General features: G+C 73.5%; 27 protein-coding genes. 14 read left to right on the top strand and 13 right to left on the bottom strand.

Features of this window, described 5'->3' with window-relative positions; translation table 11 throughout:
* Window positions 1-7 precede the first annotated feature (7 nt).
* The 8 genes from ccoO to E8M80_RS02805 are packed head-to-tail and all read left to right on the top strand — an operon-like array spanning window position 8 to window position 6,514.
* Window positions 8-742, top strand: coding sequence for a cytochrome-c oxidase, cbb3-type subunit II (gene ccoO / locus E8M80_RS02840; protein ID WP_137124119.1), 735 nt, complete (start codon window positions 8-10; stop codon window positions 740-742).
* Window positions 743-752: 10 nt separating this feature from the next.
* The gene (locus tag E8M80_RS02835) at window positions 753-935 is read left to right on the top strand and encodes a cbb3-type cytochrome c oxidase subunit 3 (protein ID WP_240789855.1); all 183 of its coding nucleotides are present in this window, start codon (window positions 753-755) and stop codon (window positions 933-935) included.
* Window positions 936-948: 13 nt separating this feature from the next.
* Entirely contained in the window at window positions 949-1,812 is an 864-nt protein-coding gene (ccoP, locus tag E8M80_RS02830; protein ID WP_137124118.1) for a cytochrome-c oxidase, cbb3-type subunit III, read from the top strand.
* Between the two features lie 25 nt (window positions 1,813-1,837).
* On the top strand, window positions 1,838-3,352 hold the full coding sequence (gene ccoG, locus E8M80_RS02825) for a cytochrome c oxidase accessory protein CcoG (protein ID WP_137124117.1): 1,515 nt from the start codon (window positions 1,838-1,840) through the stop codon (window positions 3,350-3,352).
* Complete coding sequence (locus E8M80_RS02820; protein ID WP_137124116.1) at window positions 3,349-3,828, top strand: FixH family protein; 480 nt, start codon at window positions 3,349-3,351, stop codon at window positions 3,826-3,828. Before ccoG ends, E8M80_RS02820 begins: the two co-directional genes overlap by 4 nt.
* Window positions 3,825-6,167 (top strand): heavy metal translocating P-type ATPase, encoded by a 2,343-nt coding sequence (locus E8M80_RS02815; RefSeq protein ID WP_137124115.1) that lies wholly within the window; start codon window positions 3,825-3,827, stop codon window positions 6,165-6,167. Before E8M80_RS02820 ends, E8M80_RS02815 begins: the two co-directional genes overlap by 4 nt.
* A 3-nt stretch (window positions 6,168-6,170) precedes the next feature.
* Window positions 6,171-6,332 carry a cbb3-type cytochrome oxidase assembly protein CcoS gene (ccoS, locus tag E8M80_RS02810; RefSeq protein WP_137124114.1) on the top strand — a complete coding sequence of 54 codons (162 nt, stop codon included), beginning with the start codon at window positions 6,171-6,173 and terminating at the stop codon, window positions 6,330-6,332.
* Window positions 6,329-6,514 carry a hypothetical protein gene (locus tag E8M80_RS02805; RefSeq protein ID WP_137124113.1) on the top strand — a complete coding sequence of 62 codons (186 nt, stop codon included), beginning with the start codon at window positions 6,329-6,331 and terminating at the stop codon, window positions 6,512-6,514. The genes ccoS and E8M80_RS02805 overlap by 4 nt, the downstream gene beginning before the upstream one ends.
* A 107-nt stretch (window positions 6,515-6,621) precedes the next feature.
* Here E8M80_RS02805 and E8M80_RS02800 read toward each other — a convergent pair whose 3' ends face one another.
* Window positions 6,622-7,074 carry an Lrp/AsnC family transcriptional regulator gene (locus tag E8M80_RS02800; RefSeq protein WP_137124112.1) on the bottom strand — a complete coding sequence of 151 codons (453 nt, stop codon included), beginning with the start codon at window positions 7,072-7,074 and terminating at the stop codon, window positions 6,622-6,624.
* A 119-nt stretch (window positions 7,075-7,193) separates the two neighbouring features.
* On the opposite strand from E8M80_RS02800, the gene E8M80_RS02795 reads away from it, so the two are divergent.
* Together E8M80_RS02795 and E8M80_RS02790 are read left to right on the top strand one after the other, a co-directional pair.
* The gene (locus E8M80_RS02795) at window positions 7,194-10,601 is read left to right on the top strand and encodes an indolepyruvate ferredoxin oxidoreductase family protein (RefSeq protein ID WP_240789854.1); all 3,408 of its coding nucleotides are present in this window, start codon (window positions 7,194-7,196) and stop codon (window positions 10,599-10,601) included.
* A 159-nt stretch (window positions 10,602-10,760) separates the two neighbouring features.
* Window positions 10,761-11,909 (top strand): acyl-CoA dehydrogenase family protein, encoded by a 1,149-nt coding sequence (locus E8M80_RS02790; protein ID WP_137124111.1) that lies wholly within the window; start codon window positions 10,761-10,763, stop codon window positions 11,907-11,909.
* A 6-nt stretch (window positions 11,910-11,915) separates the two neighbouring features.
* Here the strand turns inward: E8M80_RS02790 and E8M80_RS02785 are convergent, their stop codons facing one another.
* Both E8M80_RS02785 and E8M80_RS02780 read right to left on the bottom strand, forming a co-directional pair.
* The gene (locus E8M80_RS02785) at window positions 11,916-14,735 is read right to left on the bottom strand and encodes a calcium-binding protein (protein ID WP_137124110.1); all 2,820 of its coding nucleotides are present in this window, start codon (window positions 14,733-14,735) and stop codon (window positions 11,916-11,918) included.
* Window positions 14,736-14,860: 125 nt separating this feature from the next.
* Complete coding sequence (locus tag E8M80_RS02780) at window positions 14,861-15,589, bottom strand: hypothetical protein (protein WP_137124109.1); 729 nt, start codon at window positions 15,587-15,589, stop codon at window positions 14,861-14,863.
* Window positions 15,590-15,723: 134 nt separating this feature from the next.
* Here E8M80_RS02780 and E8M80_RS25700 point away from each other — a divergent pair, with 134 nt between their 5' ends.
* The gene (locus E8M80_RS25700; protein WP_170979158.1) at window positions 15,724-15,897 is read left to right on the top strand and encodes a hypothetical protein; all 174 of its coding nucleotides are present in this window, start codon (window positions 15,724-15,726) and stop codon (window positions 15,895-15,897) included.
* Window positions 15,898-15,927: 30 nt separating this feature from the next.
* On the opposite strand, the gene E8M80_RS02775 is transcribed toward E8M80_RS25700, so the two are convergent.
* Entirely contained in the window at window positions 15,928-16,602 is a 675-nt protein-coding gene (locus tag E8M80_RS02775; RefSeq protein ID WP_170979157.1) for a DsbA family oxidoreductase, read from the bottom strand.
* A gap of 150 nt (window positions 16,603-16,752) precedes the next feature.
* Here E8M80_RS02775 and E8M80_RS02770 point away from each other — a divergent pair, with 150 nt between their 5' ends.
* The 3 genes from E8M80_RS02770 (at window position 16,753) to E8M80_RS02760 (ending at window position 19,533) form a co-directional block, all read left to right on the top strand.
* Complete coding sequence (locus E8M80_RS02770) at window positions 16,753-17,856, top strand: serine hydrolase (protein ID WP_137124107.1); 1,104 nt, start codon at window positions 16,753-16,755, stop codon at window positions 17,854-17,856.
* 5 nt (window positions 17,857-17,861) lie between these two features.
* Window positions 17,862-18,842 (top strand): phosphogluconate dehydrogenase (NAD(+)-dependent, decarboxylating), encoded by a 981-nt coding sequence (gene gnd / locus E8M80_RS02765; protein WP_137124106.1) that lies wholly within the window; start codon window positions 17,862-17,864, stop codon window positions 18,840-18,842.
* Window positions 18,843-19,014: 172 nt separating this feature from the next.
* Window positions 19,015-19,533: a gluconokinase gene (locus tag E8M80_RS02760; protein WP_137124105.1), complete on the top strand. Its 519-nt coding sequence runs from the start codon at window positions 19,015-19,017 to the stop codon at window positions 19,531-19,533.
* Window position 19,534: 1 nt separating this feature from the next.
* On the opposite strand, the gene E8M80_RS02755 is transcribed toward E8M80_RS02760, so the two are convergent.
* From E8M80_RS02755 to modB, 9 genes are all read right to left on the bottom strand, one after another.
* On the bottom strand, window positions 19,535-19,867 hold the full coding sequence (locus E8M80_RS02755; protein ID WP_137124104.1) for a YdhR family protein: 333 nt from the start codon (window positions 19,865-19,867) through the stop codon (window positions 19,535-19,537).
* Window positions 19,868-19,919: 52 nt separating this feature from the next.
* Window positions 19,920-21,200 carry a TRAP transporter large permease gene (locus E8M80_RS02750; protein WP_137124103.1) on the bottom strand — a complete coding sequence of 427 codons (1,281 nt, stop codon included), beginning with the start codon at window positions 21,198-21,200 and terminating at the stop codon, window positions 19,920-19,922.
* Window positions 21,197-21,658, bottom strand: a complete 462-nt coding sequence (locus tag E8M80_RS02745; RefSeq protein ID WP_137124102.1) for a TRAP transporter small permease — start codon at window positions 21,656-21,658, stop codon at window positions 21,197-21,199. Before E8M80_RS02745 ends, E8M80_RS02750 begins: the two co-directional genes overlap by 4 nt.
* Window positions 21,659-21,662: 4 nt before the next feature.
* Window positions 21,663-22,667 (bottom strand): TRAP transporter substrate-binding protein, encoded by a 1,005-nt coding sequence (locus E8M80_RS02740; RefSeq protein WP_137124101.1) that lies wholly within the window; start codon window positions 22,665-22,667, stop codon window positions 21,663-21,665.
* A 118-nt stretch (window positions 22,668-22,785) separates the two neighbouring features.
* Window positions 22,786-24,024 carry a serine hydrolase gene (locus E8M80_RS02735; RefSeq protein WP_137124100.1) on the bottom strand — a complete coding sequence of 413 codons (1,239 nt, stop codon included), beginning with the start codon at window positions 24,022-24,024 and terminating at the stop codon, window positions 22,786-22,788.
* Window positions 24,021-24,662, bottom strand: coding sequence for an MBL fold metallo-hydrolase (locus E8M80_RS02730; protein WP_137124099.1), 642 nt, complete (start codon window positions 24,660-24,662; stop codon window positions 24,021-24,023). The genes E8M80_RS02735 and E8M80_RS02730 overlap by 4 nt, the downstream gene beginning before the upstream one ends.
* A 26-nt stretch (window positions 24,663-24,688) precedes the next feature.
* A complete protein-coding gene (locus E8M80_RS02725; protein WP_137124098.1) occupies window positions 24,689-25,027 on the bottom strand; it encodes a winged helix-turn-helix domain-containing protein in 339 nt (112 codons plus the stop codon).
* A complete protein-coding gene (locus tag E8M80_RS02720; protein ID WP_206035553.1) occupies window positions 25,024-26,172 on the bottom strand; it encodes an ABC transporter ATP-binding protein in 1,149 nt (382 codons plus the stop codon). The genes E8M80_RS02725 and E8M80_RS02720 overlap by 4 nt, the downstream gene beginning before the upstream one ends.
* Window positions 26,165-26,839: a molybdate ABC transporter permease subunit gene (modB, locus tag E8M80_RS02715; protein WP_137124097.1), complete on the bottom strand. Its 675-nt coding sequence runs from the start codon at window positions 26,837-26,839 to the stop codon at window positions 26,165-26,167. Before modB ends, E8M80_RS02720 begins: the two co-directional genes overlap by 8 nt.
* Window positions 26,840-26,841 lie beyond the last annotated feature (2 nt).

The following is a 26,841-nucleotide window of genomic DNA, read 5'->3' as shown; positions in this document are numbered from 1 at the left end:
CATGGGCATGTTCGCCTGGCTTCGCGACCACGGCATCATCGAGCGCAACGTGATCCTGATGGGCGTGCTCACGCTCATCACGGTCTCGATCGGCGGCCTCGTACAGATCGTCCCGCTCTTTGCGGCGGAGACCACCATCGAGCGCGTGTCCGGGGTGCGCCCCTACACGCCGCTCGAGCTGCGCGGGCGGGACATCTACATCCGGGAAGGCTGCTACGTCTGCCATTCCCAGATGATCCGCCCCTTCCGCGACGAGCTCGAGCGCTACGGGCATTTCTCGCTCGCGGCCGAGAGCATGTACGACCATCCCTTCCAGTGGGGCTCGAAGCGCACGGGGCCCGACCTCGCGCGCGTCGGCGGCCGGTATTCGGACGACTGGCAGGCGGCGCACCTGCGGTCCCCCCGCGCGCTGGTGCCGGCATCGGTCATGCCGCCCTACGCCTTCCTCGACCGTCCGCTCGACGTCTCGGACATCCAGGGCCGGATGCGGGCGCTGCGCGCGGTTGGCGTCCCCTACACGGATGAGATGATCCAGAACGCGCGGGCCGATCTCGTGGCCCAGGCGACGCCGGACAGCGATCCGGCGGCATTCCAGGGCCGCTACGCCCGCGCCCGCCAGGCCGCCTTCGACGGCAATCCCGCCGTGGTGACCGAGATGGATGCGCTGGTGGCCTACCTGCAGATGCTCGGCACGCTCGTCGACTTCCGCGACGTGACGCCCGAACAGCTGCGCCAGCCCTGAGGAGGATGCGATGGATACGCTGAGCGACCTCCTGCCGCTGTTCCGCACCCTCTGGGTGGTGTGGTTCTTCGTGCTCTTCCTCGGGATGCTGTGGTTCGTGATGCGGCCCTCGAAGAAGAAGCACTTCGAGGCCCAGGCCGACATCCCGCTGCGCGACGACGACGACGCCCGTCGCGCCCACGGCACACGCTGAGGAGCATCCGAGGATGCCGACCAAGATCGAGAAGGACACCCTGTCGGGCCAGGAGACCACCGGCCACGAATGGGACGGCCTCAAGGAACTCAACACGCCGCTGCCCAAGTGGTGGCTCTGGACCTTCTATGCGACGATCGTCTTCGGGCTCGTGTGGATGGTGATCTACCCCTCCCTGCCGTTCTGGCGCGGCACCTCCGGCTGGATCGCGCGGGAGGCGATCGTGGAGGAGGTCCGCGCGGCCGAGGCCCGCCACGCGCCGATGATGGCGCGGCTGCGCGAGGCGACGCCGGCCGCCATCCAGGCCGACGACGAGATGCGCGGCTTCGCGCTCGCCGGCGGGCGCATCGCCTTCGCCAACAACTGCGCCGCCTGCCATGGCGCGGGCGGGCAGGGCGCCGTGGGCGGCTTCCCGTCGCTCGCGGACGACGAGTGGATCTGGGGCGGCAGCCTCGAGGAGATCCAGCACACCATCCGCCACGGCATCCGCGCGAACGAGAGCGACGAGCAGCGCATGAGCATGATGCCCCGCTTCGGCGCCGACGGGCTGCTCACCTCCGCGCAGATCAACGACGTGGCGGAGCACGTGCTGTCGCTCACGGGCCGCGCGACGGACACGGCGGCGGCCGGCCGCGGCGCCACCATCTTCGCCGAGCAATGCGCGTCCTGCCACGGGGAGCGCGGGGAGGGGAACCGGGAGTTCGGCGCGCCGCGCCTCAACGACCAGATCTGGCTCTACGGCGAGGGCAGGCGCGCCATCGCTTCCTATATCCACAACCCGCGCATGGGCGTGATGCCGTCCTGGCAGGGGCGGCTCGACCCGGCGGTCGTGAACATGCTGACCGTCTACGTGCAGTCGCTCGGCCGGGTGAACTGAGGCCCGCGCCGGGACCGGAGCAGCCATGAGCACCATCGAGGCCCCGCATCGCGCCAAGGCCGACCGGCCGCTGCAGACGCCGGCCAGGGTCGAGGCGCAGGCGCTCTACGCCGACCGCCAGAAGGTCTATCCGAAGCGCGTCTTCGGCAAGGTCCGCTCGGTGAAGTGGGCGGTGCTCATGCTCTGCCTGGCGCTCTACTACGTCGTGCCCTGGCTGCGCTGGGACCGCGGCGCGGGGCTGCCGGACCAGGCGGTGCTGGTCGACATGACCAATGCCCGCCTGTTCTTCTTCTGGATCGAGATCTGGCCGCAGGAGATCTATTTCCTGACCGGGGCGCTCATCCTCGGCGCCTTCGCGCTGTTCGCGGTCTCCTCGCTGTTCGGGCGGCTGTGGTGCGGCTTCACCTGCCCGCAGACGGTCTGGACGGACCTCTTCATGTTCGTCGAGCGCTGGATCCAGGGCGACCGCAACGCGCGCATGAAGCTCGACCAGGGACCGCGCAACGCGAACTGGTGGACGCGCAAGGCGCTGACCCATGCGGTCTGGGTGGTGATCGCGGCCGCGACCGGCGGCGCCTGGATCATGTACTTCAACGACGCGCCGACCATCACGCGGCAGTTCTTCACGGGCGAGGCCGGCGTCACGGTCTATTTCTTCTTCGCGCTGTTCGCCGGCTTCACCTACCTGCTGGCCGGCTGGGCGCGGGAGCAGGTCTGCACCTACATGTGCCCCTGGCCGCGCTTCCAGGCGGCGATGCTGGACGAGAATTCGCTCGTCGTGACCTATCGCGACTGGCGCGGCGAGCCCCGCGGCAAGGCCAAGGCCGACAATGTGGGCGACTGCGTCGACTGCTACGCCTGCGTCCATGTCTGCCCGACGGGCATCGACATCCGCGACGGGCAGCAGCTCGAATGCATCGGCTGCGGGCTTTGCGTCGATGCCTGCGACAGCGTGATGGGGAAGCTCGGCCGGCCGAAGGGGCTCGTGGCCTTCGAGACGCTGAAGAACCTCTCGGCCAGCGCGGCGGCGACCGCCGGCATGGCGCCGGGGCTGGAACGCCAGACGGCAGGCATGGCGGCGCGCGAGCTGCCCCGCTTCATCCGTCCGCGCACCATCATGTATGCGGGCGCGCTGACGGCGGTGGCGCTCGCGATGCTGCTCGCCTTCCTGCTGCGCTCGACGCTCGACGTGACGGTGTTGCGCGACCGCGCGCCGCTCTATGTCCGCCTCTCGGACGGCGGCATCCGCAACGGCTACACGGTCCGCATCGTGAACAAGCGGCGGGAGGACACGCCCCTGGTGCTGGCGCTGCGCGCGCCGGAGGGGTTCCGCCTCGACGTGCAGGACGCCGACCACGACGCCGAGGGCCGGCCGCTGCTGGCGCGCCGCGCCGACGGCATCTCGCAGTACCGCGTGCTGGTCACGGTGCCGCCCGGGCAGCGCCTGCCGGAATCGACGCCGATCACCTTTCGCCTGCTCGAGCCGGGCGGTCAGCTCGCGACGAGCCAGTCGAGCACCTTCCAGGCACCGAGACGATGAGCGCGACCGTGCAGGACCACGACCCGCGGCGCGGCCGCTGGATTCCCTGGGCCTTCGTGGGCGGCATGGCGATCGTCGTGGCGGTGAACCTCGTGCTCGTCTGGTTCGCGGTCACGACCTTCACGGGGGTGACGGTGCCGCGGTCCTATGAGCGCGGGCGCGGCTACGACGCCGTTCTGGCCGAGGCCGCCCGGCAGGATGCGCTCGGCTGGCGGGCGGAGGTGACGCTGGCCGGCGGGCGGCTTGCCGTGGTCGCGACGGACCGCGACGGGCGCGCCGTGCCCGGCCGCGTCGAGGGCGTGCTGCTGCGCCCGCTCGAGGGCACCGAGATCGCGCTTCGCTTCGCGCCGACCGGCGGCGGCCGCTGGGCCGCGGAGGTCACGCCGCCGCAGCGCGGCCAGTGGGAGGCCCGCCTGACGCTGTTCGGCCCGGACGAGACCCCCTTCGACATCCGGCGGAGGTTCGTCGTCCCATGAGCGTGATCGGCCGCGCCGCGCCTGCCGCATCGCCGGCGGTCTCGGCCGCCGCCTGCACGCATTGCGGGGCGCCGTTGGCGCCGGGCCAGGACGAATTCTGCTGCACGGGTTGCGCCGGCGCCCATGCCCTGGTCGCCGGGCTCGGCCTCGACGGCTTCTACCGGCGCCGGGAGACGGCCGCCGGCGCGCTGCGGCCGGAGGAGACGCCGGCCGGCCTCGACGTCGCCCCCTTCGCCGAGGCGCTGCCGGACGGCGTGCAGCGCCTCGACCTCGTCGTCGCGGGGTTGAGTTGCGGCGCCTGCGTCTGGCTGGTCGAGCAGGCGCTGGCGGCCGAGCCCGACGTGCTCTCGGCGCGCGCCTCGCTCTCGGCGCGCCGGCTCACCCTCACCTGGCGGGGGGACGCGGCGCGCGGCAACGACCTCGTGGGCCTGCTCGCACGCCTCGGCTTCCGCGCGGCACCCTGGTCGCCGGCCTGCCTCCGCGCTACCGAGGACGCCGAGGGACGGGCGCTGACGCGGGCGCTCGGCATCGCGGCCTTCGGGTCGATGAACATCATGCTGATCTCGGTCGCGGTCTGGGTCGGCACCGACATGGGCCCGGCGCTGCGCCACGGGCTGCACTGGCTGGCGGCGCTGATCGGCCTGCCGGTGGTGCTGGTCGCGGGCATGCCCTTCTACCGCTCGGCCGTCGCGGCGCTGCGCGCGGGGCGGCCGTCCATGGACCTCGCGGTCTCGCTCGGCGTGCTGGCCACGGCGGCGATGTCGTTGTCCGAGACCCTGCGCAACGGCCCCTACACCTGGTTCGACGGCGCCACGATGCTGCTGGCGCTGCTGCTGGCCGGGCGCGTCTTCGATCGCGCGGCGCGGCGCCGTGCGCGGCAGTCGGTCGCCGAACTGCTGGCGCTGCAGGACGGGCTGGCCACGCGCCTGCTGCCCGACGGCCGCACCGAGGCGGTGCCGGCCGGGCGCATCGCCGCGGGCGAGCAGGTGCTGGTCGCCGCCGGCGAACGCCTGCGGCTCGACGGCGTCGCCGCCGGGCCGGCGCTGCTCGACGCCGCGGCGACCACGGGCGAGAGCGTGCCGCGCGCCTTCGCGGCCGGTGAGGCGCTGCCCGCCGGCGCGGTGAACATGGGCGCCGCCTTCGCCATGACGGTCACCGCGGCGGCGAAGGACGGCTCGCTCGCCGCCATGGCGCGGCTGCTCGAACGCGCGGAGCAGGCCCGCGGCCGCTTCGTCGCCATCGCCGATCGCGCCTCGCGGTTCTATGTCCCGGTGGTCCATGCCATCGCGGCCGCGACCTTCGTGCTGTGGTGGGGCGTGCTCGAAGCGCCCTGGCAGGGCGCGCTGGTCAACGCGGTCTGCGTGCTGCTCATCACCTGCCCCTGTGCGCTGGCGCTCGCCGTCCCGGCGGTGCAGGTCGTCGCGGTGGGCGGGCTGTTCCGCCGCGGCGTGCTCGTCACCTCCGCCACCGCGCTCGAACGTCTCGCGACCGCCGACCACGCCGTTCTCGACAAGACCGGCACGCTGACCGAAGGCCGCCCGGTGCTGGTGCCCGACGGCCAGGACCCCGCGGCGCTGCGGCGCGCGGCCTCGATCGCGCGCGCGTCGCGCCATCCGCTGGCGCAGGCGCTGGTGCGCGCCTGCCCCGAGGCGCCGCTCGCCCCGGGCGTGCGGGAAGTGCCGGGACAGGGGCTCGAGGCCGGCGCGGCGCGGCTCGGCTCGCCGGCCTTCTGCGGCCTGGGCGCCTCGAGCGACGGCATGGCGCTGGTGCTGCGCGAGGGCGAGGAGCCGCCCGTCGCCTTCCGCTTCGCCGACCGGATGCGGGAGGACGCGCCGGCGGCCGTCGCAGCGCTGGCCTCGCTCGGCCTGCCGGCGGAACTGCTGTCGGGCGACGGGGAGGGCGCGGTCGCCGCCATCGCCTGGCAGGCCGGCATCGGCGAATGGCGCGCCGGCGCGGACCCCGCCGCCAAGCAGGCGCGCATCGCCGCGCTGAAGGACCAGGGCCGCCGGCCGCTGATGGTGGGCGACGGCATCAACGACGCCGCGGCGCTCGCCGCCGCGCATGTCTCGGCCAGCCCGGCGGGCGCCACGGACCTCGCGCAGACGGCCTCCGACCTGGTGCTGCAGCGCGAAGGCCTCTCGGCGCTGCCGGCGGCGATCCGCATCGCGCGGCGCGCGCAGGCGATCGCGCGGCAGAACATCGGCTTCTCCCTCGCCTACAATGCCTTCGCGGTGCCGATGGCGGTGGCCGGCCTCGTCACGCCGCTGGTGGCGGCGGTGGTGATGGCCTCCTCCTCCCTCGTCGTCGTGCTGAACGCGCTGCGCGCGGCGAAGGACTAGGCGATGGACATCCTGCTCCTGCTCATTCCCGTTTCGCTCTTCCTCGGGCTGCTCGGCCTCGTGGGCTTCCTCTGGGCGCTGCGCTCGCGCCAGTACGAGGACCTGGACGGCGCCGCCGCCCGCATCCTGTTCGACGACCAACCCCGCAAGGAGACCCCGGAATGACCGGTGCCCGCGTGTTCTTCCTGGTGTTCTACGGCGTGCTTGCCTTCCTCGGCCTGTTCATGGCCGCGGCGGCGCAGGATGTCGGCATCACCATCTTCGGCTGGGGCCTGGTGCTGTTCGGCGTGCTGAACGCCTACCGCACCATCGGCGCGCATTACGACGAGGCCGGCCGGGCGCACTGATACGGCCTGGCCCTTCGCCGGACGCATCAGCGCGCAGCACTGGTGGCGCGGCCGCGCGCGACATCAAGGCGGTGCCTGCGGCCGCGCGACCGCCGGTATGACGCCCCTCACGGCACCGGGGACAGCACGCGCTTCAGGCAACGCAGCGTGAAGGCCGTGCGCGTGTGGCGCACGCCGGGCAGGCGATAGACCTTCTCGCGCAGCAACCGCTCGGCCCCCGCCGTGCCGCCGACGGCCGCCTTCAGGACGTAGTCGTACTCGCCGGTCACGAGCCAGCATTCCAGTACCTCGGGCATGGCCGTCACGGCGTCCTCGAAGCGCTTCAGGTGGTCCTCGTCGTGGCGCTCCATCATCACTTCCACGAACACGGTGTCCGGCAGGCCGAGCGCCGCCTGGTCCAGAGCCGCGTGATAGCCCTGGATCACGCCCGACTGCTCCAGCCGCTTAACCCGCGTCCAGCAGGGGGAGGGCGACAGGCCCACCTCCTCGGCCAATTCGGCATTGGTCAGCCGCGCCTGGCGGGCGAGGGCGCGGAGGATCCGGCGGTCGGTGGCGTCCATCGCGGAAGGATGTTCCGTAATTTCGGCATCGCACAACAGGAAACGGAAGAAACCGCTGCGCGCCCTGGTCCATCATTCCGCCATTGGCAGAAGCACGGGCTCCGACCAACATGACCGCCATGGGCAGCATCATCCGACCCGACGCCACGCTCGACGAACGCTGGGACGCCACGGGCGGACCGGTGCTGCTGACCGGCACCCAGGCGCTGGTGCGCCTGCCGATGCTGCGCCGGGAGATGGACGCGGCGGCGGGCTGGACGACCGGCGGCTTCGTCTCGGGCTATCGCGGCTCGCCGCTCGGGGGCTTCGACCGTGAACTCGCGAAGCAGCAGAAGCGGCTGCGCGCCCACAACGTCGTCTTCCAGCCCGGGCTGAACGAGGACCTGGCCGCGACCGCCATCTGGGGCACGCAGCAGGTCGGCCTCACGCCCGGCGCGACGGTCGAGGGCGTCTTCGCCATCTGGTACGGCAAGGGCCCCGGCGTGGATCGCTCGGGGGACGTGCTGCGCCACGCCAATTCGGCCGGCACGGCGCCGCGCGGCGGCGTGCTGGCGCTGGCCGGCGACGACCCGGCCAGCAAGTCGTCGACCATCACCTCCGGCTGCGAATACGCCTTCATGGATGCCGAGATCCCGGTGCTGGACCCGGCCGATGTGGGCGAGGTGCTGGAATTCGGCCTGAAGGCCATCGCGCTGTCGCGCTTCGCGGGCACCTGGGCCGGCATGAAGTGCGTGGCCGACACGATGGACGCGTCGATGACCGTGCTGCTCGACCCCGCGCGGTATGCGACGCGCGACCCGGCCGGGCTGCCCGCCTCGCCGGACGGGCTGCACATCCGGCTGCAGGACACGCCGCTCGCGCAGGAGGCGCGGCTGCGCCGCTTCAAGCTGCCGCACGCGGTCGCCTTCGCGCGCGCCAACGGCTTCGACCGCATGGTACTGGACAGTCCGCGCGCGCGCTTCGGCATCGTCGTGCGCGGCAAGGCCTATGCCGTCTTCCGCCAGGCGCTGGAGGAGGCGGGCATCACCGAGGCCATGGCGCGCGAGCACGGCCTGCGCATCTGGAAGGTGGGCCTGGCCTGGCCGCTGGATGCCGAGGCAGCGCGCGCCTTCGCCGACGGGCTGGAGGAGGTGCTGGTGATCGAGGACCGCCGCCCGCTGCTCGAATGGCAGTTGCGCGACGCGCTGTTCCACGCCCCCGCCCGCCCGCGCATCGTCGGCAAGACGGACGAGGCCGGCCGGCCGCTGCTGTCGGACCTTACGGAACTCGACACCGGGCAGATGCTGCGCGCGCTGGCGGCGCGCCTGCCCGAGGCGCTGCGGACGGAGCGCCTGCGCGCGCGGCTGGCGGAACTCGACGCGCTGGCCGCGGCCGCGGCGGCGCCGCTCCATCTGCGCGACCCCTATTTCTGCCCGGGCTGCCCGCACAACACCTCGACGAAGGTGCCGGAGGGCTCGCGCGCGCTGGCGGGCATCGGCTGCCACTACCTGGCGCGCTTCATGGACCGCAACTCGGACGCCTTCACCCAGATGGGCGGCGAGGGCGTGCCCTGGATCGGCCAGGCGCCCTTCACGACCGAGGCGCATGTCTTCGCGAACATCGGCGACGGCACCTGGGGCCATTCCGGCAGCCTGACCGTGCGCTTCGCCGTCGCGGCGAAGGCCAACATGACCTTCAAGATCCTGGTCAACGGCGCCGTCGCCATGACCGGCGGGCAGACGCCGGAAGGCGAGATCGACGTCCCCCACATCGCGGCGCAGCTCCGCGCCGAGGGCGTCGAGCGCATCGAGGTCGTGGGCGACGACCCCGACCGCCATCGCGGCCATCCGCTGATCCCGCCGGGCACGGGCTTCCATCACCGCAGCGCGCTCGACGCCGTCGGGCGCGAGCTGCGCGCGGTGAAGGGCGTGACGGCCATCATCTACGACCAGGAATGCGCGACCGAGCGCCGCCGCAAGCGCAAGCGCGACCTGGCGCCCAAGGCCGAGCGCCGCGTCATGATCAACCCGCGCATCTGCGAGGATTGCGGCGATTGCTCCCGCGCCTCCAACTGCCTGGCCGTCGAACCCGTCGAGACCGAGTTCGGCCGCAAGCGCCGCATCGACCAGTCCGCCTGCAACCAGGACCTGTCCTGCGTGCAGGGCTTCTGCCCGTCCTTCGTCACGCTGGTCGGCGCGCGGCCGGTCGAGCATGCCCCGGGCGCCGGCGCCGCCGCGCCGCCCGAGCCGCGCCGGCCCGAGGTCACGGACGAGCCCTGGAACCTGCTGATGGCGGGCGTGGGCGGGCAGGGCGTCTCCTCGCTCGCGGCCATCCTGGCGCAGGCGGCGCATCTGGAAGGGCGGCCGGTGCGCAGCCTCGACCTGCTCGGCCTCGCGCAGAAGGGGGGCGGCGTCTATGCGCAGCTGCGCATCGGCGCGCCCGGCGCGGCGCCCGAGACCATCGCCGGCGCGCGCATCGGCGCGGGCTCGGCCGACCTGCTGATCGCCGCCGACATGGTGGTGGCGCATGGCACCACGGCACGCCCGCTGCTCGGCCCGGCGCGGACGGTCGCGGTGGTCAATGCCGACCTGGCGCCGACCGCGCAGTTCGTGAAGGACACGGGCACCCGCTACCAGGCGGCCGGGATGCTGGAGAGCATCCGCGCCGCCTGCCGCGAGACCATCGCGCTGCCGGGGACGGCGCGCGTGGCCGACGAACTCGGCGATGCCGTCTTCCTCAACGTCTTCCTGCTCGGCATCGCCTACCAGCGCGGCCTGGTGCCGATCTCGTCCGAGGCGATCGGCCGCGCGCTGGAGCTGAACGGCGCACAGGTGGCGCTGAACTTCGAGGCCTTCGCGCGCGGCCGCGCCGCGGCGCTGGACGACCTCGCGCCCGCCGCCGATGTCGCCGAGACGCTCGACGGGCTGGTGGCGCGCCGCGTCGCGGACCTGACCGCCTACCAGAACGCGCGCCATGCGCAGGGCTATGCGGCGTTCGTCGCGCGGGTGCGGGCGGCGGAGCAGGCCGCGATCCCCGGCGAGGAACGCCTGTCGCGCGCCGTCGCCACCCAGCTGCACCGCCTGATGGCCTACAAGGACGAATACGAGGTCGCCCGCCTGCACAGCCTGCCGGAATGGCGGGACACGCTGGCGCAGGGCTTCTCGGGCACGCAGCGGATCGAGCTGCATCTCGCCCCCCCGGTCATGTCGAAGCCCGACCCCGTGACGGGCGTGCCGGCCAAGCGCGCCTTCGGCCCCTGGATGCTGCGCGCCATGGCGCTGCTCCGGCATGGCAAGGCGGTGCGCGGCACGGCGCTCGACCCCTTCGCGCGCAGCGAGGAGCGGCGCATGGAACGCGCCCTGCCCGGCGAGTTCCGCACCGGGATCGAGGGCTTCCTCGCGGCGCTGCCGGCCCGCCACGCGCAGGCCTGCGACTGGGCCGAGGCCTGGGCGGGCGTGAAGGGGTTCGGGCACGTGAAGGCGCGCAACCTGGCCGCGACGCGCGGGCGGCTGGCGGCGATCGAGGCGCCGGCCGTGGCGGCGGAGTGAAGGTCGGGGGAGGGGAGCCTCCCCCGAGCCCCCTCCCTTCTTTGGCACTTGGCGTCGGTCCTGGAAGGTGAAGCGCCAAGTGACAAAGAAGGTTGTGGGGGGTCCGGGGGGAGAAGTTCCCTTCTCCCCCCGCTATGCTGTCCCGGGGGAGACAACCGCATGACCACCGCCTTCGACCTGCCCGAAGCGACCCGCGCCCTGCAGGGCGTCGCCCGCGACTTCGCCCGCGAGGTTCTCGCGCCGCATGCCCTGCGCTGGGACCGCGACCGCCACTTCCCGGTGGACGAGATGCGCCAGGCCGCCTCCCTCGGCATGGCCGCGCTCTATGTGCGGGAGGAGAGCGGCGGCGCCGGCCTCTCGCGCCTCGACGCCGCCGTGGTGTTCGAGGCGCTGGCGACCGGCTGCCCGACCGTCTCCGCCTATCTCTCGATCCACAACATGGTCGCCTGGATGATCGACCGCTTCGGCGACGACGCGCAGCGCGCCGCGCACTTGCCCTCCCTCGTCTCGATGGAGCGCGTCGCTTCCTATGCCCTGACCGAGCCGGGCTCGGGGTCCGATGCGGCGGCGCTGGCCACGCGCGCGGCGCGCGACAACGCGGGCTACGTGCTGAACGGCACGAAGCAGTTCATCTCGGGCGCCGGGGCATCGGATCTCTACCTGACCATGGTGCGCACGGGGGGGGAGGGGCCGTCCGGCATCTCGGCGCTGCTCGTGCCGAAGGAGACGGCGGGCCTGTCCTTCGGCCCGGAGGAACGCAAGATGGGCTGGAACGCGCAGCCCACGCGCCAGGTGATCTTCCAGGATGCGCGCGTGGCCGCGGACGCGCTGCTCGGCGCCGAAGGGCAGGGCTTCCGCTTCGCCATGGCGGGGCTCGATGGCGGCCGGCTCAACATCGCGGCCTGCTCCCTCGGCGGCGCGGAGGCGGCGCTCGACATCGCGCTGGACCACGTGCGGCAGCGCCGGGCCTTCGGCCGCGCGGTGGCGCAATTCCAGAACACGCAGTTCCGCCTGGCTGACATGCGGACGGAGCTCGAGGCCGCGCGCGCGCTGCTCTGGCGCGCCGCGTCGATGCTGGATGCCGGCGCGCCGGACGCGACCGCCTGGTGCGCCATGGCCAAGCGCTTCGTCACCGACACCTGTTCGCGCGTCGCCGACGATGCGCTGCAGCTGCTCGGCGGCTACGGGTATCTTGCCGACTACGGGATCGAGAAGATCGTGCGCGACCTCCGTGTGCATCGCATCCTGGAGGGCACGAACGAGATCATGCGCCTGATCGTGGCGCGGCAGATGCTCGGCGCGCGCTGACGCGCCTTACGCCCAGATCACCGCGTTGCCGTCGAAGCCCTCGGGCGGGAAGCCCGGCAGCCACCAGGACATGTCCGCTTCCCCGTCGCCGTCGAGGTCGATGCGCAGCGTCTTGGTCGCCTCGTCGAAGCGGCCCTCGATGCCGCCGTCCCGGGTGAAGGCGAAGGCGCCGCGCCAGCGGAAGCCGGCGCCGTCGGCGATGCCGACGAAGGCCAGCACGTCGCCGTCCAGCGGGTTGAAGTTCACGATGGTGTCCGGCCGCGCCGCCGCGGACTGGCCGACCGCCGTGTAGAGAAAGAGGTCCGCGCCCGCGCCGCCCACCAGCCAGTCCTGGCCCGCGCCGCCGAAGATCGTGTCCGCGCCGTCGCCGCCATTGATCGTATCGTTGCCGCCGCCGCCCTCGATCCAGGCGCCGCCGCTGCCCGGCGCGATGGTGATGCGGTCGGCGCCGGCGCCGCCGCGGACCACCTCGGTGTCGCGCGTCGTGACCTGCAGCCCGGCATCGCCCAGCGTCAGCATGTCGTGGCCGGCGCCGAGCTGCACGACCGCGGGCGCGTCGGCGCCGAGCAGCGTCACGCGGTCGCTCGCCGTGCTGCCGATGACCGCCTCCACCCCCGAGAGCACGACGGAATTCGCCGCCTGGGCCAGGACGACGCGGTCGATGCCGGCGCCGAGGTCGATCGTGGTGCCGACGCCGGCGCGCAGCAGGACGACGATGTCGTCGCCGCCGCCGCCGGTGATGCGCTCGGCGTCCGCGACCAGGACGCGGTTGGGTCCGGGGCCGAGGATGAGGTGGTCCTCCCCGCCGCCCATGCGGATGGTGGTGCCGTCGTCGCGGCCCGAAAGCTCGATGGTGTCGTCCCCGGCGCTGCCGGCGATGACTTCCGTGTTCGCGACCCGGACATGGGTGCCGCCCCGCGTGAGCACCAGCCGGTCGGCGCCGCCGCCGAGGTCCACGAAGGCCTGGCCCATGATGCCGCCGAGGGTGATGTCGTCGTTGCCGGTGCCGCCGATCACGGTCTCGGCCATCACGACCGTGACGGACTGGTGGCCGTTCGCGAGCACGACGCGGTCCTGCCCGGCCCCGAGGTGGAGATAGGCGCCGTCGAGGGTCTCGAGCATCGTCACCGTGTCGTCGCCGCCGCCGGCCTGGACGATCTCGACACCGCGCAGGCGCACCGCGTCGTCGCCGTCGCCCAGCACCAGCCGGTCCCGGCCCGGGCCGAGCGCGACCAGCGCGTCGGCCGCAGGGGTCGTGAAGACGACGTCGTCGCTGCCGGCGCTGCCGGCCACCGTCTCGACGTTCGCGACCTCGGCCCGGGTGCCGGCCACGGCGAGCGTCAGCCGGTCGGCGCCGCCGCCAAGGTCGGCCTTGATCAGGCGGCCGGTGCCGGACACGACGACGATGTCGGCGCCCGACCCGCCGATCAGCGTCTCCACCCCCGCGACGGTCACGGTGTTCCCGCCATCGGCGAGCGCCAGGCGGTCCTGCCCGCCATAAAGGGCGACGAGGCCGCTGACCGGCGTGCCCAGGGTCAGGTCCTCGTCGCCGCCGCCGCCTTCGATCGTCTCGACGTTCAGGACCAGGGCCCGGACGGGACCGCCCCGGATGGTCAGGCGGTCTGCACCGGCGCCGAGGTCGATGATGCCGTCCGAAATCGCGCCGCCCAGGGTGACGAGGTCGGCGCCGCCGCCGCCCATCAGGGTCTCGGTGCCGCCGGCGCGCAGCGTGTTGCCGCCGTCGGCGAGCCAGAGCCCGTCCGCGCCGGCTCCGAGGTCGACGACGCCGCCCTGCATGCGGTCGAACAGCGTGATGCGGTCGGCCTCGGCGCTGCCGCGCACCGTCTCCACGCCCGAGAGCAGGACGTCCCCGCCCCCGGCGAGGACGATGCTGTCCGCCCCCGCGCCGCCCGTCACCTGGCGGGCGCCGCCGAGGGTCAGGGCATTGCCGCCATCGGCCAGGATGACGGCCGCTGCGCCGGCGGTGGCGATGAGGCCCTCGACGTGGCTCAGATGCAGCGTGCCGGCCGCCGTCGACAGGGTCAGGAGATCGAGGCCGGCGCCGCCGATGATGGTCTCGGCGCCGGCGAGCGTCGCCTCGCTGCCCCCGTCGCCGAGCAGCAGCAGGTCCGCTCCGGCGCCGAGGTCGATGAAGCCTTGGGTGCGGCCTTCCAAGACGATGGTGTCGTCGCCGCCGCCGGCGATCACCGTCTCGACCCCGCCCAGGATGATGTGGTCGGCGGCATCGGTCAGGGTGACGCGGTCGGCGCCCGCGCCGAGGAGGACGCGGTTGCCGGCGGCCGCGCCCGTGAAGGCGACGAGGTCGTTGCCGTTGCCGCCGGTGATGGTCTCGATGTCGGGCGCGACGACCACGTCGTTTCCGCCGCCTGCCGTGATGGTCAGGCGGTCCTGGCCGAGGCCCAGGGAGAAGTAGCCCACGGTGCGCGCCGTGCTGACGACGTTGTCGTCGCCGCTGCCGCCGATGACGGTCTCGATGTTGAAGATCGAGACGGAGTTCGTGCCGTTGGCGAGCACCAGCATGTCGGCGCCGCCGCGGAGCTGGACGCGCATGTTCTGGACCGGCGCGAGCAGCGTGACGATGTCGGCGCCGCTGCCGCCGTTCAGCGTCTCCACCCCCGATACCGACAGCCGGTTGCCGCCATCGGGGATGTCGAGGAGGTCGTCGCCGGCGCCGAGTTCCGCGATGGCATCGACGAGCGAGCCGGTAACGGTAACCTGGTCTGCGAAGGCGCCGCCCGTCAGGCGGTCGAAGCCTGCCAGGATGACGGTGTTCGGCTGGTCCTCGGGAAGTACGACGGACGACACAGCGATTCCGGCTCCTTGCCGGCGCCGATGGGCGCCGGATGAGCGGAGATTCGCCGATTGTCTTTAAAAATGGACGAATTTCTGAGAATTGTCTCGTATGATGGGATACGTTCCGCCGGGGCCGATCAGATCTTGATCGGTCCCTGACGGCCACGCCCACGCCCAGGCGGATCCGACGGATCGCTGTCCGAGGGGCCCGAGGGCGGAGGCGTGCCGCCGCCTCGCCCGCGCCCCTGGCCCGGCGGGTCGTTCGGGTCGGCGTCGCTCACGCCGCCTTGGCGCGGGCCGGACCCGCCACGCCCCTGTCCCGGCGGGTCGTTCGGGTCGGCATCGCTCACGCCGCCCCGGCGCGGGCCGGACCCACCACGCCCCTGGCCCGGCGGGTCGGTCGGGTCGGCATCGCTCACGCCACCTCGGCGCGGGCCGGACCCGCCGCGCCCCTGGCCCGGCGGGTCGTTCGGATCGGCATCGGTCACGCCGCCCTGGCGTGGCCCGGATCCGCCACGCCCCTGGCCTGCCGGGTCGTTCGGATCGGCGTCGCTCACGCCGTCCCGGCGCGGGCCGGATCCGCCGCGCCCCTGGCCCGGCGGGTCGCTCGGGTCGGCGTCGGACACGCCGCCCTGGCGTGGGCCGGATCCGCCGCGCCCCTGGCCTGCCGGGTCGTTCGGATCGGCATCGGAGATGCCCGGGCGGGCGCGCGGCGGGGGCGGTTCGGGCACCTGGCCGCCATTGCCAGTGGGGCCCTTCGTCCCCTGGGCCAGCGCCGGTCCTGCCAGGGTCGCGGAACCCCCGGTCGCGGCGACCCGAAGCACCAGCAGGCGGCGTCCGAGGCGGTGGTCGGGGGTCTCGGTCATGGGCCGGCTCTCCGGTTGGAATCGTTCCGGCATCCTCGGCCTTGCCGAGGAACCAGCGCAAGGCTGGCGGCCTGCGGGCCGTGAAGCCGTTCAGGGGGCTTGCATTCATGTTCTGGTTTTGTTCTTATCGTGCCATGAGCAACGCCAACGACGCCTCCCTCCGCATCCCGCCCTGTCCGATGATGGTCCGCTTCGTGCCCGCACGGCCGCCGCACGCGCCGTTGCGGCGCGTGATGCGGGACTTCACGGGCTTCCTCGCAATCGCCTGGGCGGCCGCCGAGATCCTGCTCTGGGCCGGCGGCGCCTGAGGCGCGCGCCCCGGGGCCCCGGCTCCGGCGTCAGGCCGCCTTGCTGCGCAGGATCGCGACGGCGCGGCGGAAGCCTTCCGCCATGCGCTCCGCCGGCATCGCGCCCGAGAACAGCAGGTGCCGGTCGAGCAGGAAGGACGGCACGCCCGAGATGCCGGCCCGCGCCAGGGCCAGGCTCTCGCCCACGACCTCCTCCCGCGCTGCCTCCCCGGCCGTGAAGGCGGCCAGCGCGTCGGCCGGCATGCCGGCGGCCGCGCCTTGCTCGGCCAGCACGGCCGGGTCGCCGATGTCCTTGCCTTCCTGGAAATAGGCGCGGAACAAGCGCTCCGCGACGTCGTGCTGCACCCCGGCATCGCCGGCCAGGCGGATCAGGCGGTGCGCCTCCACCGTGTTGGGCGTCCGCAGCATCAGGTCGTGGCGGAAAGCGACGCCGGCGGCGCGGCCGGCCTCGGCGACCTGCGCGTCGAGTTCGACGCTCCGCTCCCAGGACCCGAATTTCTGCGTCCGGTAGTCGCGCCGGTCGACGCCGCCCGCCGGCATGTCCGGATTGAGCTGGAAGGGCAGCCAGCCGATCTCGAAGGTCAGCCCCTCCTCCCGCAGCAGGGCGAGCGCGCCGTCGAGATGCGCCTTGCCGATCCAGCACCAGGGGCAGATCGTGTCCGAGACGATCTCGAGCCGGCCGGCGGTCGCGGGGGCGGTGTCCATGGCGGGCTCCTGGTCTTGCGTGCCATGGGAGGATGGGACCGTGCCCCGCGCGCCGCAAGGCGCGGGCCCGGAAAGGGTGAAAAGGCCGCGCCGCTTCGCCACGCGGCCACCCCCCTTGGACCGCGCCCGACTTCCGCGCATGGTCCGCGCATGATCTTCCCCGCCCCCCACCCCGCCCCCTGGCCCGAGGCCGCCCCGGCCGCGCAGGGCTTCGACGCCGCGAAGCTCGCCGAGGCCGTCGCCCATGCCGCCGCGCACGAGACGCCCTGGCCGCGCGACCTGGCCGGCCACATCGGCCGCGGGTCCTTCGAGCCGCCGCCGCACAACGAGGTGCTGGGCCCGCTCTGGCCCCGCGGCGGCCCCGCGGGGATGGTCACGCGCCACGGCGCCCTGGTCGCGCGCTGGGGCGACACGCGCGAGGTCAGCCAGACCTTCAGCGTCGCCAAATCCTACCTCTCGATCCTGGCCGGCATCGCGGTGGCGCAGGGCCTCATTCCCGACATCGACCGCCCGGTCCGCGAGACGGTCGAGGATGGCGGCTTCGACACGCCCCAGAACGCGCCCGTGACCTGGCGGCACCTGCTGACCAACACCTCGGAATGGGAAGGGGAGTTGTTCGGCAAGGCCGATGCGATCGACCGCGGCCGCAACCTCGGCGTCGAGGGGCAGGGCAGGAAGGGGGAACGCGCGCTCCAGGCCGCGGGCACCCACTGGGAATACAACGACATCCGCGTGAACCGCCTGTCCCTCGCGCTGCTGCGCCGCTTCCAGCGGCCGCTGCCCGATGTGTTCCGGGAATCCGTGCTCGGGCCGATCGGCGGCTCGGCCGAATGGCGCTGGGACGGCTACCGCACGTCGTGGGTCACGCTGGCGGATGGCCGGCGCGTGCAGTCGGTCCCGGGCGGCACGCATTGGGGCGGCGGTGTCTCGATCCATGCCGAGGACCAGGCGCGCGTCGGCCTGCTGGCGCTGAACGGCGGCGCCTGGGCGGGGCGGCAACTCGTCCCGGCCTCCTGGTTCGAGCAATCCACGCAGCCCTGCCCGCTCAACCCGCAATACGGCTTCCTCTGGTGGCTGAACGCGGACGGCACGCGCTTCCCCTCCGCCGCGCGGGATGCCTTCTTCGCCTCCGGCGCGGGGGGCAACCTCACCTGGGTCGATCCGTCCTCCGGCATCGTGGCCGTGCTGCGCTGGACCGACCCGGCGGCGATGGACGGGTTCATCGACCGCGTGCGCGCGGCCCTGAAGGGCTGACCGCCATGGAGATCGGGATCGTCGGCCTCGGCCGGATGGGCGCCAACATCGCGCGTCGCCTGATGCGCGCGGGCCATCGCTGCGTGGTGTGGGACCGCGACCCGGCCGCCATCGCCGCCGTGGCGGCCGATGGCGCGACCGGCGCGGCCGACCTCGCGGGGGTGGTCGCCGCGCTCGCGGCGCCGCGCGCCGTATGGGTGATGCTGCCGCATGGCGCGGCCACCGAAGATGCGATCGCCGCGCTGGGCGACCTGCTTTCCCCCGGCGACATCGCGATCGACGGCGGCAACACGCAGTGGAAGGACGATGTCCGCCGCGCCGCCGCACTGCGCGCGAAGGGCGTCGACTACCTCGACATCGGCACCTCGGGCGGCGTCTGGGGGCTGGAGCGCGGCTACTGCCTCATGATCGGCGGGCAGGCTGCGCCGGTCGCGCGCCTTGCGCCCATCTTCGACGCGCTGGCGCCCGGGCGGGGCGACATCCCCGCGACGCCGCGCCGTGAGGGCCGCGCGCCCAATGTCGAGGACGGCTGGCTCCATTGCGGCGGCCATGGCGCCGGCCACCTGGTCAAGATGGTCCACAACGGCATCGAGTACGGCATGATGCAGGCGCTGGCCGAGGGCCTCGACCTGCTGCGCGCCGCCGACAATCCGGACCTGCCCGAAGGGCACCGCATCGCCGTCGACCTCGCGGACGTCACGGAGGTCTGGCGGCGCGGGTCGGTCGTCACCTCCTGGCTGCTCGACCTGACCGCGGCCGCGCTGGCGGAGGACCCGGCGCTCGCGAAATATGCCGGCCGCGTTGGCGATTCCGGGGAAGGCCGCTGGACCGTGCAGCAGGCGGTCGAGACCGGCGTCGCCGCGCCGGTGCTGACCGCCGCGCTGTTCGCCCGTTTCGCGTCGCGCGACGACGCGCGCTTCGGCGCCCGCGCGCTGTCCGCCATGCGCGCGGGCTTCGGCGGCCACCTGGAGCCGAAGAAGGAATGATACCAGGCGCACGAAGCCCCGACCTGCGGCCCGAAGGGCCGAGGCCGCGACTGCGGTCCGCCGGTTGTCCGGCGTCACGCCGGAGGCGTGCTCCTCGCACGAAGCCAAGGGCCGCGGCTGCGGCCCGCCCGGCGCATGAGGGGCACGAGGGTCAAGCCTTCGTGCGCCAGGCATGAGCCTCGCCGGCATCGTCGTGATGGGCGTCTCGGGCGCCGGGAAGTCCACGGTGGGCGCGCTGCTGGCCGAGCGGCTCGGCTGGCCCTTCGAGGATGGCGACGCCTTCCACCCGCCGGAGAACGTAGCGAAGATGCGCGCGGGGACGCCGCTGACCGACGAGGACCGCTGGCCCTGGCTCGGCGCCATCGCGGCGCGGATCGCCGCCGCGCGCGCGGCGGGCACCGGCGTCGTGGTGGCGTGTTCCGCGCTGAAGCGCGCCTACCGCGACGTGCTCCGCGACGGGCAGGGGGATGTGCGCTTCCTGCACCTGACCGGGGAGCCGGCGCTGATCATGGCGCGCCAGGCGGCGCGGGTCGGCCACTACATGCCGGCCTCGCTCGTCGCGAGCCAGTTCGCGACGCTGGAGCCGCCGGAGACGGAGGCCGACGTGATCGACATCGAGGTCGAGGCCGATCCGCCCGCCGTCACGCAGAAGGCACTCGCCGCGCTGCGCCGGCGCGGCGACCTGCCCTGACCTATTCCGCGGCCAGGGCGAGGCCCGGCACCGGGCCGTTCGTGATGGCCGTCATGTTCTCCCGCACGTCGAAGACGCGGATCTGCAGCTCCGTGACGTCCGGGTTCGCCTTCATGCGCGCGACGATCGGCCCGGCCACGTAGGCCTCGGCCGCGGTGCGGTCGGCAAAGAGGTAGATGCCGCCGGCGCGGCGTTCCTCCTCCCCGTCCAGCCAGATCTTCCACTGCAGCCCCGGCACGGCGAGGAACTGCTGCGCGCGCTCGGGCGTGTAGCGGGCTTCCCATTCGGCCTTGGGCATCGCGGGGCGAGTGTAGTTGACCTGCACGATCACCATGGCGGTTCCTCCCTTCCTGGCGGCCGGCGGCCTGGCGCCGGCCGGGCCTCCTTCAGTATCCCGCGAGGCGCGGCAGGAACAGCACGATCTCGGGCACCAGCATGCAGACCAGCAGCAGCGCGTACATCGCGGCGACGAAGGGCCAGATGTGGCGCGAGATCTCCCCCACGCCGATCCTGGCGATGCCGCACACCACGAACAGCACGACGCCCACGGGCGGCGTCAGCATGCCGATCACGAGGTTGAGCACGAACAGGAATCCGAAATGCAGCGGGTCGATGCCGTATTCCAGCGCGATCGGATGGAGCAGCGGCACCAGCATGATGTAGGCGGCGTTGCTCTCGAGGAAGCAGCCGACCACCACCAGCACCAGCGCGACCATCAGCGTGAAGACCAGCGGGTCCTGCGTGATGCCCTTGAGCCAGGTCGCCAACTGCTGCGGGAACAGGTCGATGGTCAGCATGTAGGTGACGGCCGAGGCGAAGGCGATCATCGCCCCCACCACGGCGGTGGTCACGACCGTCGCGCCGATCGCCTCCACCAGCCCGTGCCAGGTCAGCTGCCGCGTGACCAGGAAGCCGACCGCCAGCGCATAGACGACGGCGACGGCCGAGCCCTCGGTCGCGGTGAAGGCGCCGCCGACGATGCCGCCGATCACGATCACCGGCATCATCAGCACGATGAAGGACCGCCGGATCTCGGCCAGGACCGCGCCCCAGGCGAAGGCCTGCCCGGTCGGCCCGAGCCCGAGCCGCCGCGCCATCACCGAGCACATGACCAGCATGATCGCGACCAGCATCAGCCCCGGCACCACGCCCGCCAGGAACAGCCCGCCGACCGAGACGCTCGACCCCGCCATGAAGGCATAGACGATCATGGCGCCGGAGGGCGGGATGATCGGTCCGAGATTGGCCGAGGCCGCGATGACGGCGGCCGAGAAGCCGCGCCCGTAGTGCTGTTCCAGCGGCTTCTGCATCGTGGCGCCCAGCGCCGAGGCATCCGCGACCGCGGCGCCCGAGACGGTGGACAGCCCCATCCCCGCCAGCACGGTCACATGCGCGAGGCCGCCCCTGACCTGGCCCACGCAGGCATTCGCCAGCGAGATGATCCGCTCCATGATGCCGGCGCGCATCATGAGCTCCCCCGCCAGGACGAAGAACGGGATCGACATCAGCGGGAAGGCGTTGACCGCATTCATCATGCGGGAGGGCAGCACGTTGAGGTCGAAGCCCGAGGCCAGCACCCCCGCCACCGCCCCGAAGCCGAGCGCCCAGGCGAGCGGCGCGCCGAGCAGGGCGGCGACGATGAAGACCGCCATCACCGTCAGGCTCATGCCGGGGGTTCCCGCATCAGGGCGCCCGCGAGCAGATGCAGCGCCGAGAGCGCGCCGCCGGCGGCGACCGGCACCAGGAACCAGCCGGAGGAGAGCTCGAGCGAGATCATCCGCTCGTCCCACTGCTCGGCCGCGATGGCGCTCGCCTGCCAGGAGACCACGGCCGACAGCGCGGCGCAGGCCAGCAGCACGATCCGCCGCACCACGCCGCCCAGCGCCGCGGGCAGGGCATCGACCAGCAGCCCGATGCCGATATGCGCCCGCGCCTTCACCGCGACCGCGACGCCCAGGAAGACGCACCACACGAAGGCGAGGCGCGAGACCTCGTCCGCCCAGCCGATGCCGGTGTTGAGCCCGTAGCGGGCCACCACCTGTGCCGAGACGACGGCGACCATCACCGCCACGACGATGACGAGGAAGCCGCGCGTCGCGCGGTCGAGGGCGTCGAGCGCCGCCATGGCGTCACGCCCCCGCGCGGGCGACCTCGGCCTGCACGCGGTCGACCAGCTCCGCGCCGAGGCGCGTCTTGATCTGGTCCACCACGCCGGAGGACAGCTCGCGCATCTTCGCGAGCTCGGCCGGCGGCAGCGGCGTGTATTCCATGCCCTTGGCCTGCAGCTCGGCCAGCGCGGCGGCGTCGCCCGCCGCCGCGGCGGTGCGCTGGCTGCGGATCGCGTTGCCCATGGCGGTGCGGATCGCCTGCTGGAATTCCGCCGGCAGGGCGCCGAAGGACCGCCGATGCGCGACGACCGAGATGAAGTCGAAGAAGTGGCCGGTGTTCGTCACGTACTTCTGCACCTCGAAGTACCGGCTGGCCAGGATGATGGCGTAGGGGTTCTCCTGCCCGTCCACGACGCGCTGCTGCAGCGCGGAATAGAGCTCGCGGATGTCCATCGCCAGCGGGTTGGCGCCGATGGCGCGGAAGGTCGCGAGGTGCGTCTCGTTCGGCTGCATGCGGATTTTCAGGCCGCGCAGGTCGTCGACCGTGCGGATCGGCTTGGCGCCGGTCGTCACGTGGCGGAAGCCGAGCTCCATGTAGCCGAGGGAGAGGAACCCCTTGTCGGCCATCTTCTGGTCCATCAGCTCGCCGACCGGCCCGTCCACCACGCGGAAGGCGGCCTGGCGGGAGGGGAACTGGAAGGGCAGCGAGATCGCCTCCAGCTCCGGCACGGTGCGGCTCAGGAAGGCCATGCCGGTCCAGGTCATCAGCAGCGTGCCGGACCGCACCTGGGAGACATTCTCCGCCGCGCCGCCCAGTTGCATCGCGGGGAAGGTGTCGACCGTCAGGCGCCCGCCCGTGATCTGCGCGAGCTCCGCCTTGAACGCCTCGATGGCGACGGAGGAGGAATGCTCGGTCGCGAAGTTCCCGGCGATGCGGATGCGCGTCTGGGCGAAGGCGCGCCCGGCGGGCCAGATCGCGGGCAGGGCGAGGGCGGCGGCGAGCGTCGCGCGGCGGCTGGTGGTCATGACGGGGCCTCCTTCCGATGGGTCGTGAAGGGACTGTAACCCCTGGGGCGGGTCTGGCCAGCGCGCTCCGGCCCCGCATGCCTTCCGCGACGGCGGGGCTGCCGTCGCCGCGGGCAGGTCAGCGTTCGATTGCCTGGTATGCCAGCATATTCACGATGACGCGGAAGCGCCGGCGGATGTCCCCCGGCACCGCCGACATCAGCACCACCGCCAGACGCTCGACGGGGTCGACGAAGAAGAAGGTGCCGAAGACGCCGGACCAGCCGAAGGCCCCGGGCGCGCCCATGAAGGCCGACCCGCCCGCGGCCCGGCGCACCGCGACGGTCAGCCCGAAGCCGTAGCCGCCGAGGCTCGGATCCACCTTGTCCGGCCCCTCGGCGATGCCCTGCAGGTGGTCCGACGCCATCCAGCGGATCGTCGCCGGCGAGAGCACCCGCGCCGCCCCGAAGATGCCGCCCGCGCGCAGCATCTCGGCGAAGCGGAGGTAGTCCGACGCGGTCGAGACGAGCCCCGCGCCGCCCACCTCCAGCCGCGGCGGTGCGACGGGTGCCGCGATCGCCTGCGGCGCGCCGGTCAGCGGGCAGGCGGGCAGCGGCCGGGCGAAGCGTGCCTCCCCGCCGGCGGGCAGCACGTAGCCGGTCTCCTCCATGCCGAGCGGCGCGAAGATCCGCTCCCGCATCACGGTCCCGAGGCTCTGCCCCGTCGTGGCCTGCACCACGAGGCCGAGCACGTCGGTCGAGAAGCCGTATTCCCAGACCTCGCCCGGATGGTGCAGCAGCGGCGTCGCGCCGAGCGCGGCGGCCAGGCTCCCTGCGTCGTGATCGCGCGCGACGTTGAGCGAGGACCCGGGATGCGCGCGGTGCACCGCCGTCGCGCCGAAAGCGCCGCCATAGGCGAAGCCCGTGGTGTGGCGCATCGCGTCCTGCACCGTCATGGGGCGGCGCTGCGGCTCGGTCTCGACCGGCCCGTCGCCGGTCATCGCCCGTGCGGCCTGCGTGGCGACGCGCATCTCCATCAGCGGGGCCACATGCGCGCCGACGGGCTCGTTGAGCAGGATGCGCCCGTCCTCCACGAGGGACAGCGCCGCGACGCCGCAGGCCGGCTTGGTCATGGAAGCGATGGCGAACAGCGCATCGGCCTGCATCGGGATGCGCGCGACCGGGTCCTGGAAGCCCATGGCCTCCAGGTGCACGAGCCGGCCGTCCCGCGCGATCGCGACCACGGCGCCGGGCATGCGCCCGGCCTCGATCTCGCGCTCGAAGGCGGGGCGGATGCGCGCGAGCCGCGCGGAGGACATGCCCACCGCCTCGGGCCGCGCCGGCGGCAGGGGCGGCCGGTCGGTCTGGATCACGCTCATGCGCCGTCTCCGCAATAGGGGTTGGATCGCCGCTCGGCGCCAAAGGTCGAGCCCGGCCCGTGGCCGCAGACGAACTGGATCCCGTCGCCCAGCGGGAACAGCTTGCCGCGGATGGCCGCGATCAGCGCGTCGTGGTCGCCATAGGGGAAGTCGGTCCGGCCGACCGAGCCCTGGAACAGCACGTCGCCCACCAGCGCGAAGCCCAGCGCCCGGTTCACGAAGACCACATGCCCCGGCGTGTGCCCCGGGCAATGCAGCACGTCGAAGTCCTGGCCGGCGATCTCGACCGTCTCCCCTTCCTCGAGCCAGCGGTCGGGCGTCACGGCGCGGCACGCCATGCCGTATTTCGCGCCCTGCTCGGGCAGGGCGTCGAGCAGCGGCGCATCGGCCCGGTGCGGCCCCTCGACCGGCACGCCGAGCGCCTCGGCCAGTTCCGCCGCCGCGCCCGCATGGTCGAGGTGGCCATGGGTCAGCAGGATGCGCCGCACGGTCATGCCGGTCTGCCGGATCGCCTCCTGGATGCGGTCGGCGTCGCCGCCGGGGTCGACCACCACGCCCTCCTTCGTGGCGTCGTCCCAGACCAGGGTGCAGTTCTGCTGGAAGGGCGTGACGGGCACGATGGCTGCGGCGATGCTCATGCGGCGACCTTGGCGCGCGCCCCGCGTCACGTCCAGCGGCGGGAGAGCACCGCGAGATGCGCGCGCGCCGCCGCCGCCGCCGCGTCCTCGATGGCGCGATAGGCGGCGACGAGATCACGCCCGAGCGGCGTCAGCGCCGCGCCGCCGCCTTGCCGCCCGCCCGCGCTCGCCTCGACCGCCGGGCCGCCGAAGGTGGCGTTGACCTGCTCCACCAGCGCCCAGGCGCGGCGATAGGACATGCCGATGCTGCGCGCGGCGGCGCTGATCGAGCCCTCCCGCGCGATCGCCTCCAGCAGCGCGACCTTGCCCGGTCCGAGCCGCCCGCCCGGCAGATCGACGCGGATCGAGAGCGAGGGCGCGCTCATGGCCGCGCCATCACGTGGATCGCGTCCCGCAGCAGGGAGACCGTCACGTCCTCCCCGGGTGCCAGCCCGTTCCGCCGCGCCGCGTGCAGCGGCAGCGTGAAGCCGAGCGTGCCGCCGCCGGCGTCGCCGACATCGAGGGTGACGCGTGCCTCCTCCCCCAGCGCCAGCATGGCCAGCACGCGCCCGGCGACCGGGTTCTCGCGCTCCCCGGCCGAGGGGCGGCCGCGGCGGTGCAGCAGCACGCCGCCGGGCGCGACCAGCCAGTCGACCTCCGTGCCCGGCGCGAAGCCGGGGGCGGGCGCCGCCTCCAGCACATGCGGGCCCCAGCGCAGCAGCGTCGCCGCCTTCGACTGCGCCTCGACGCGCGCGCGGAACAGGTTGCGCAGGTCGAGCAGCCGCGCGACCTCGGCCGAGGCCGGCCGCGCCAGCAATTCCGACGGCCGGCCGGATTGCAGGCCGCGGCCGCGATGCATCAGCACCATGCGGTCGGCGAGCAGCGCCGCTTCCTCGAGGTCGTGCGTGACCAGCAGCACGGGGACCGAGAGCGTCTGGCGCAGCGCCGCGAGTTCCGCCTGCAGGCGCCGCCGCGTCGCGCGGTCCACGGCCGAGAAGGGCTCGTCCAGCAGCAGCACGGCCGGGTCCCGCGCCAGCGCGCGCGCCACAGCGACGCGCTGCTGCTGCCCGCCCGAGAGTTCCGCCGGGCGCCGCCCCTCCAGCCCGGCGAGATGGACCTGCGCGAGCAGCGCCCGCGCCCGCGCCGCCCGCGCCCCCCGCGGCAGGTGGCCGAGCGCCGCGGCGACGTTGCCCTCGGCCGTCATGTGCGGGAACAGCGCGTAGTCCTGGAACACGAGGCCGACGGCCCGGCGGTGCGGGGCCAGCGCGATGCCCGCTGCCGTGTCGAGCCAGGCCGCGGCGCCGCAGCGCACCTCGCCGTCCTGCGGCCGGTGCAGCCCGGCGACGCAGCGCAGCAGCGTCGACTTGCCGGCGCCGGAGGGGCCGACCACGGCCACGACCTCCCCCGGAGCGACGTCGAGCGCGATGTCGAGCGGGATGGGTGCGGTCGCCTTCAGCCGCAGCGCGAGGCCGGCCGCGGCCAGCGAGGCCTTGCCGGCCTCGGCCATCGCGGCCCTGCCGGCCTCAACCATCGCGGCCCTGCCGGCCGACGCGGCGCGACAGCGTGTTGGTCAGCCCGAGCGCGAGCACCGAGATGCCGAGCAGCACCGCCGACATCACCGCCGCGCCGGCCTCGTCGAAGGCCTGCACGCGGTCGTAGATGGCGATCGCGACGGTCTGCGTCTCCCCGGGGATCGATCCGCCCACCATCAGCACGACGCCGAATTCGCCGAGCGTATGGGCGAAGGTCAGCACCGCGGCGGTCGCGATGCCGGGCCAGGCGAGCGGCAACTCGATGCGCAGGAAGACGCGCCAGGGCGCCATGCCGGAGACCGCGCCGGCCTCGCGCACGCGCGGCGGGATGGCGGCGAAGGCGTTCTGCACGGGCTGCACGGCGAAGGGCAGGTTGACCAGCACGCTCGCGGCCAGCAGCCCGTTGAAGGAAAAGGCGAGCCCCTGGCCGAAGGTCGCTTCCCATGCGCGTCCGAGCGGCGATCCCGTGCCGAAGGCGCTCAGCAGGTAGAAGCCGAGCACCGTCGGCGGCAGCACCAGCGGCAGCGCGACCGCCGCTTCCACGAAGCCCCGCCCGGCGAAGCGGCGATGCGCGATCAGCCGCCCCAGCCAGACGGCGAAGGGCAGCAGCAGCACGAGCGTCCAGAAGCCGAGCGCCGCCGACAGGCGGAAGGCGGTCCAGTCCATGC

It is taken from the genome of Roseomonas sp. HF4, assembly GCF_005222755.1.
In the GTDB taxonomy this organism is placed as follows: domain Bacteria; phylum Pseudomonadota; class Alphaproteobacteria; order Acetobacterales; family Acetobacteraceae; genus Neoroseomonas.
Note: the sequence above shows the minus strand (reverse complement) of the source record. Positions and strands in the feature narration are given on the sequence as shown.

What these genes read in the sequence shown, in the direction of transcription:
- ccoO (WP_137124119.1), top strand. Translation starts at nt 8, where the DNA reads ATGTTCGCCTGGCTTCGCGACCACGGCATCATCGAGCGCAACGTGATC.
- E8M80_RS02835 (WP_240789855.1), top strand. Translation starts at nt 753, where the DNA reads ATGGATACGCTGAGCGACCTCCTGCCGCTGTTCCGCACCCTCTGGGTG.
- ccoP (WP_137124118.1), top strand. Translation starts at nt 949, where the DNA reads ATGCCGACCAAGATCGAGAAGGACACCCTGTCGGGCCAGGAGACCACC.
- ccoG (WP_137124117.1), top strand. Translation starts at nt 1,838, where the DNA reads ATGAGCACCATCGAGGCCCCGCATCGCGCCAAGGCCGACCGGCCGCTG.
- E8M80_RS02820 (WP_137124116.1), top strand. Translation starts at nt 3,349, where the DNA reads ATGAGCGCGACCGTGCAGGACCACGACCCGCGGCGCGGCCGCTGGATT.
- E8M80_RS02815 (WP_137124115.1), top strand. Translation starts at nt 3,825, where the DNA reads ATGAGCGTGATCGGCCGCGCCGCGCCTGCCGCATCGCCGGCGGTCTCG.
- ccoS (WP_137124114.1), top strand. Translation starts at nt 6,171, where the DNA reads ATGGACATCCTGCTCCTGCTCATTCCCGTTTCGCTCTTCCTCGGGCTG.
- E8M80_RS02805 (WP_137124113.1), top strand. Translation starts at nt 6,329, where the DNA reads ATGACCGGTGCCCGCGTGTTCTTCCTGGTGTTCTACGGCGTGCTTGCC.
- E8M80_RS02800 (WP_137124112.1), bottom strand. Translation starts at nt 7,074, where the DNA reads ATGGACGCCACCGACCGCCGGATCCTCCGCGCCCTCGCCCGCCAGGCG.
- E8M80_RS02795 (WP_240789854.1), top strand. Translation starts at nt 7,194, where the DNA reads ATGGGCAGCATCATCCGACCCGACGCCACGCTCGACGAACGCTGGGAC.
- E8M80_RS02790 (WP_137124111.1), top strand. Translation starts at nt 10,761, where the DNA reads ATGACCACCGCCTTCGACCTGCCCGAAGCGACCCGCGCCCTGCAGGGC.
- E8M80_RS02780 (WP_137124109.1), bottom strand. Translation starts at nt 15,589, where the DNA reads ATGACCGAGACCCCCGACCACCGCCTCGGACGCCGCCTGCTGGTGCTT.
- E8M80_RS25700 (WP_170979158.1), top strand. Translation starts at nt 15,724, where the DNA reads ATGAGCAACGCCAACGACGCCTCCCTCCGCATCCCGCCCTGTCCGATG.
- E8M80_RS02775 (WP_170979157.1), bottom strand. Translation starts at nt 16,602, where the DNA reads ATGGACACCGCCCCCGCGACCGCCGGCCGGCTCGAGATCGTCTCGGAC.
- E8M80_RS02770 (WP_137124107.1), top strand. Translation starts at nt 16,753, where the DNA reads ATGATCTTCCCCGCCCCCCACCCCGCCCCCTGGCCCGAGGCCGCCCCG.
- gnd (WP_137124106.1), top strand. Translation starts at nt 17,862, where the DNA reads ATGGAGATCGGGATCGTCGGCCTCGGCCGGATGGGCGCCAACATCGCG.
- E8M80_RS02760 (WP_137124105.1), top strand. Translation starts at nt 19,015, where the DNA reads ATGAGCCTCGCCGGCATCGTCGTGATGGGCGTCTCGGGCGCCGGGAAG.
- E8M80_RS02755 (WP_137124104.1), bottom strand. Translation starts at nt 19,867, where the DNA reads ATGGTGATCGTGCAGGTCAACTACACTCGCCCCGCGATGCCCAAGGCC.
- E8M80_RS02750 (WP_137124103.1), bottom strand. Translation starts at nt 21,200, where the DNA reads ATGAGCCTGACGGTGATGGCGGTCTTCATCGTCGCCGCCCTGCTCGGC.
- E8M80_RS02745 (WP_137124102.1), bottom strand. Translation starts at nt 21,658, where the DNA reads ATGGCGGCGCTCGACGCCCTCGACCGCGCGACGCGCGGCTTCCTCGTC.
- E8M80_RS02740 (WP_137124101.1), bottom strand. Translation starts at nt 22,667, where the DNA reads ATGACCACCAGCCGCCGCGCGACGCTCGCCGCCGCCCTCGCCCTGCCC.
- E8M80_RS02735 (WP_137124100.1), bottom strand. Translation starts at nt 24,024, where the DNA reads ATGAGCGTGATCCAGACCGACCGGCCGCCCCTGCCGCCGGCGCGGCCC.
- E8M80_RS02730 (WP_137124099.1), bottom strand. Translation starts at nt 24,662, where the DNA reads ATGAGCATCGCCGCAGCCATCGTGCCCGTCACGCCCTTCCAGCAGAAC.
- E8M80_RS02725 (WP_137124098.1), bottom strand. Translation starts at nt 25,027, where the DNA reads ATGAGCGCGCCCTCGCTCTCGATCCGCGTCGATCTGCCGGGCGGGCGG.
- E8M80_RS02720 (WP_206035553.1), bottom strand. Translation starts at nt 26,172, where the DNA reads ATGGTTGAGGCCGGCAGGGCCGCGATGGCCGAGGCCGGCAAGGCCTCG.
- modB (WP_137124097.1), bottom strand. Translation starts at nt 26,839, where the DNA reads ATGGACTGGACCGCCTTCCGCCTGTCGGCGGCGCTCGGCTTCTGGACG.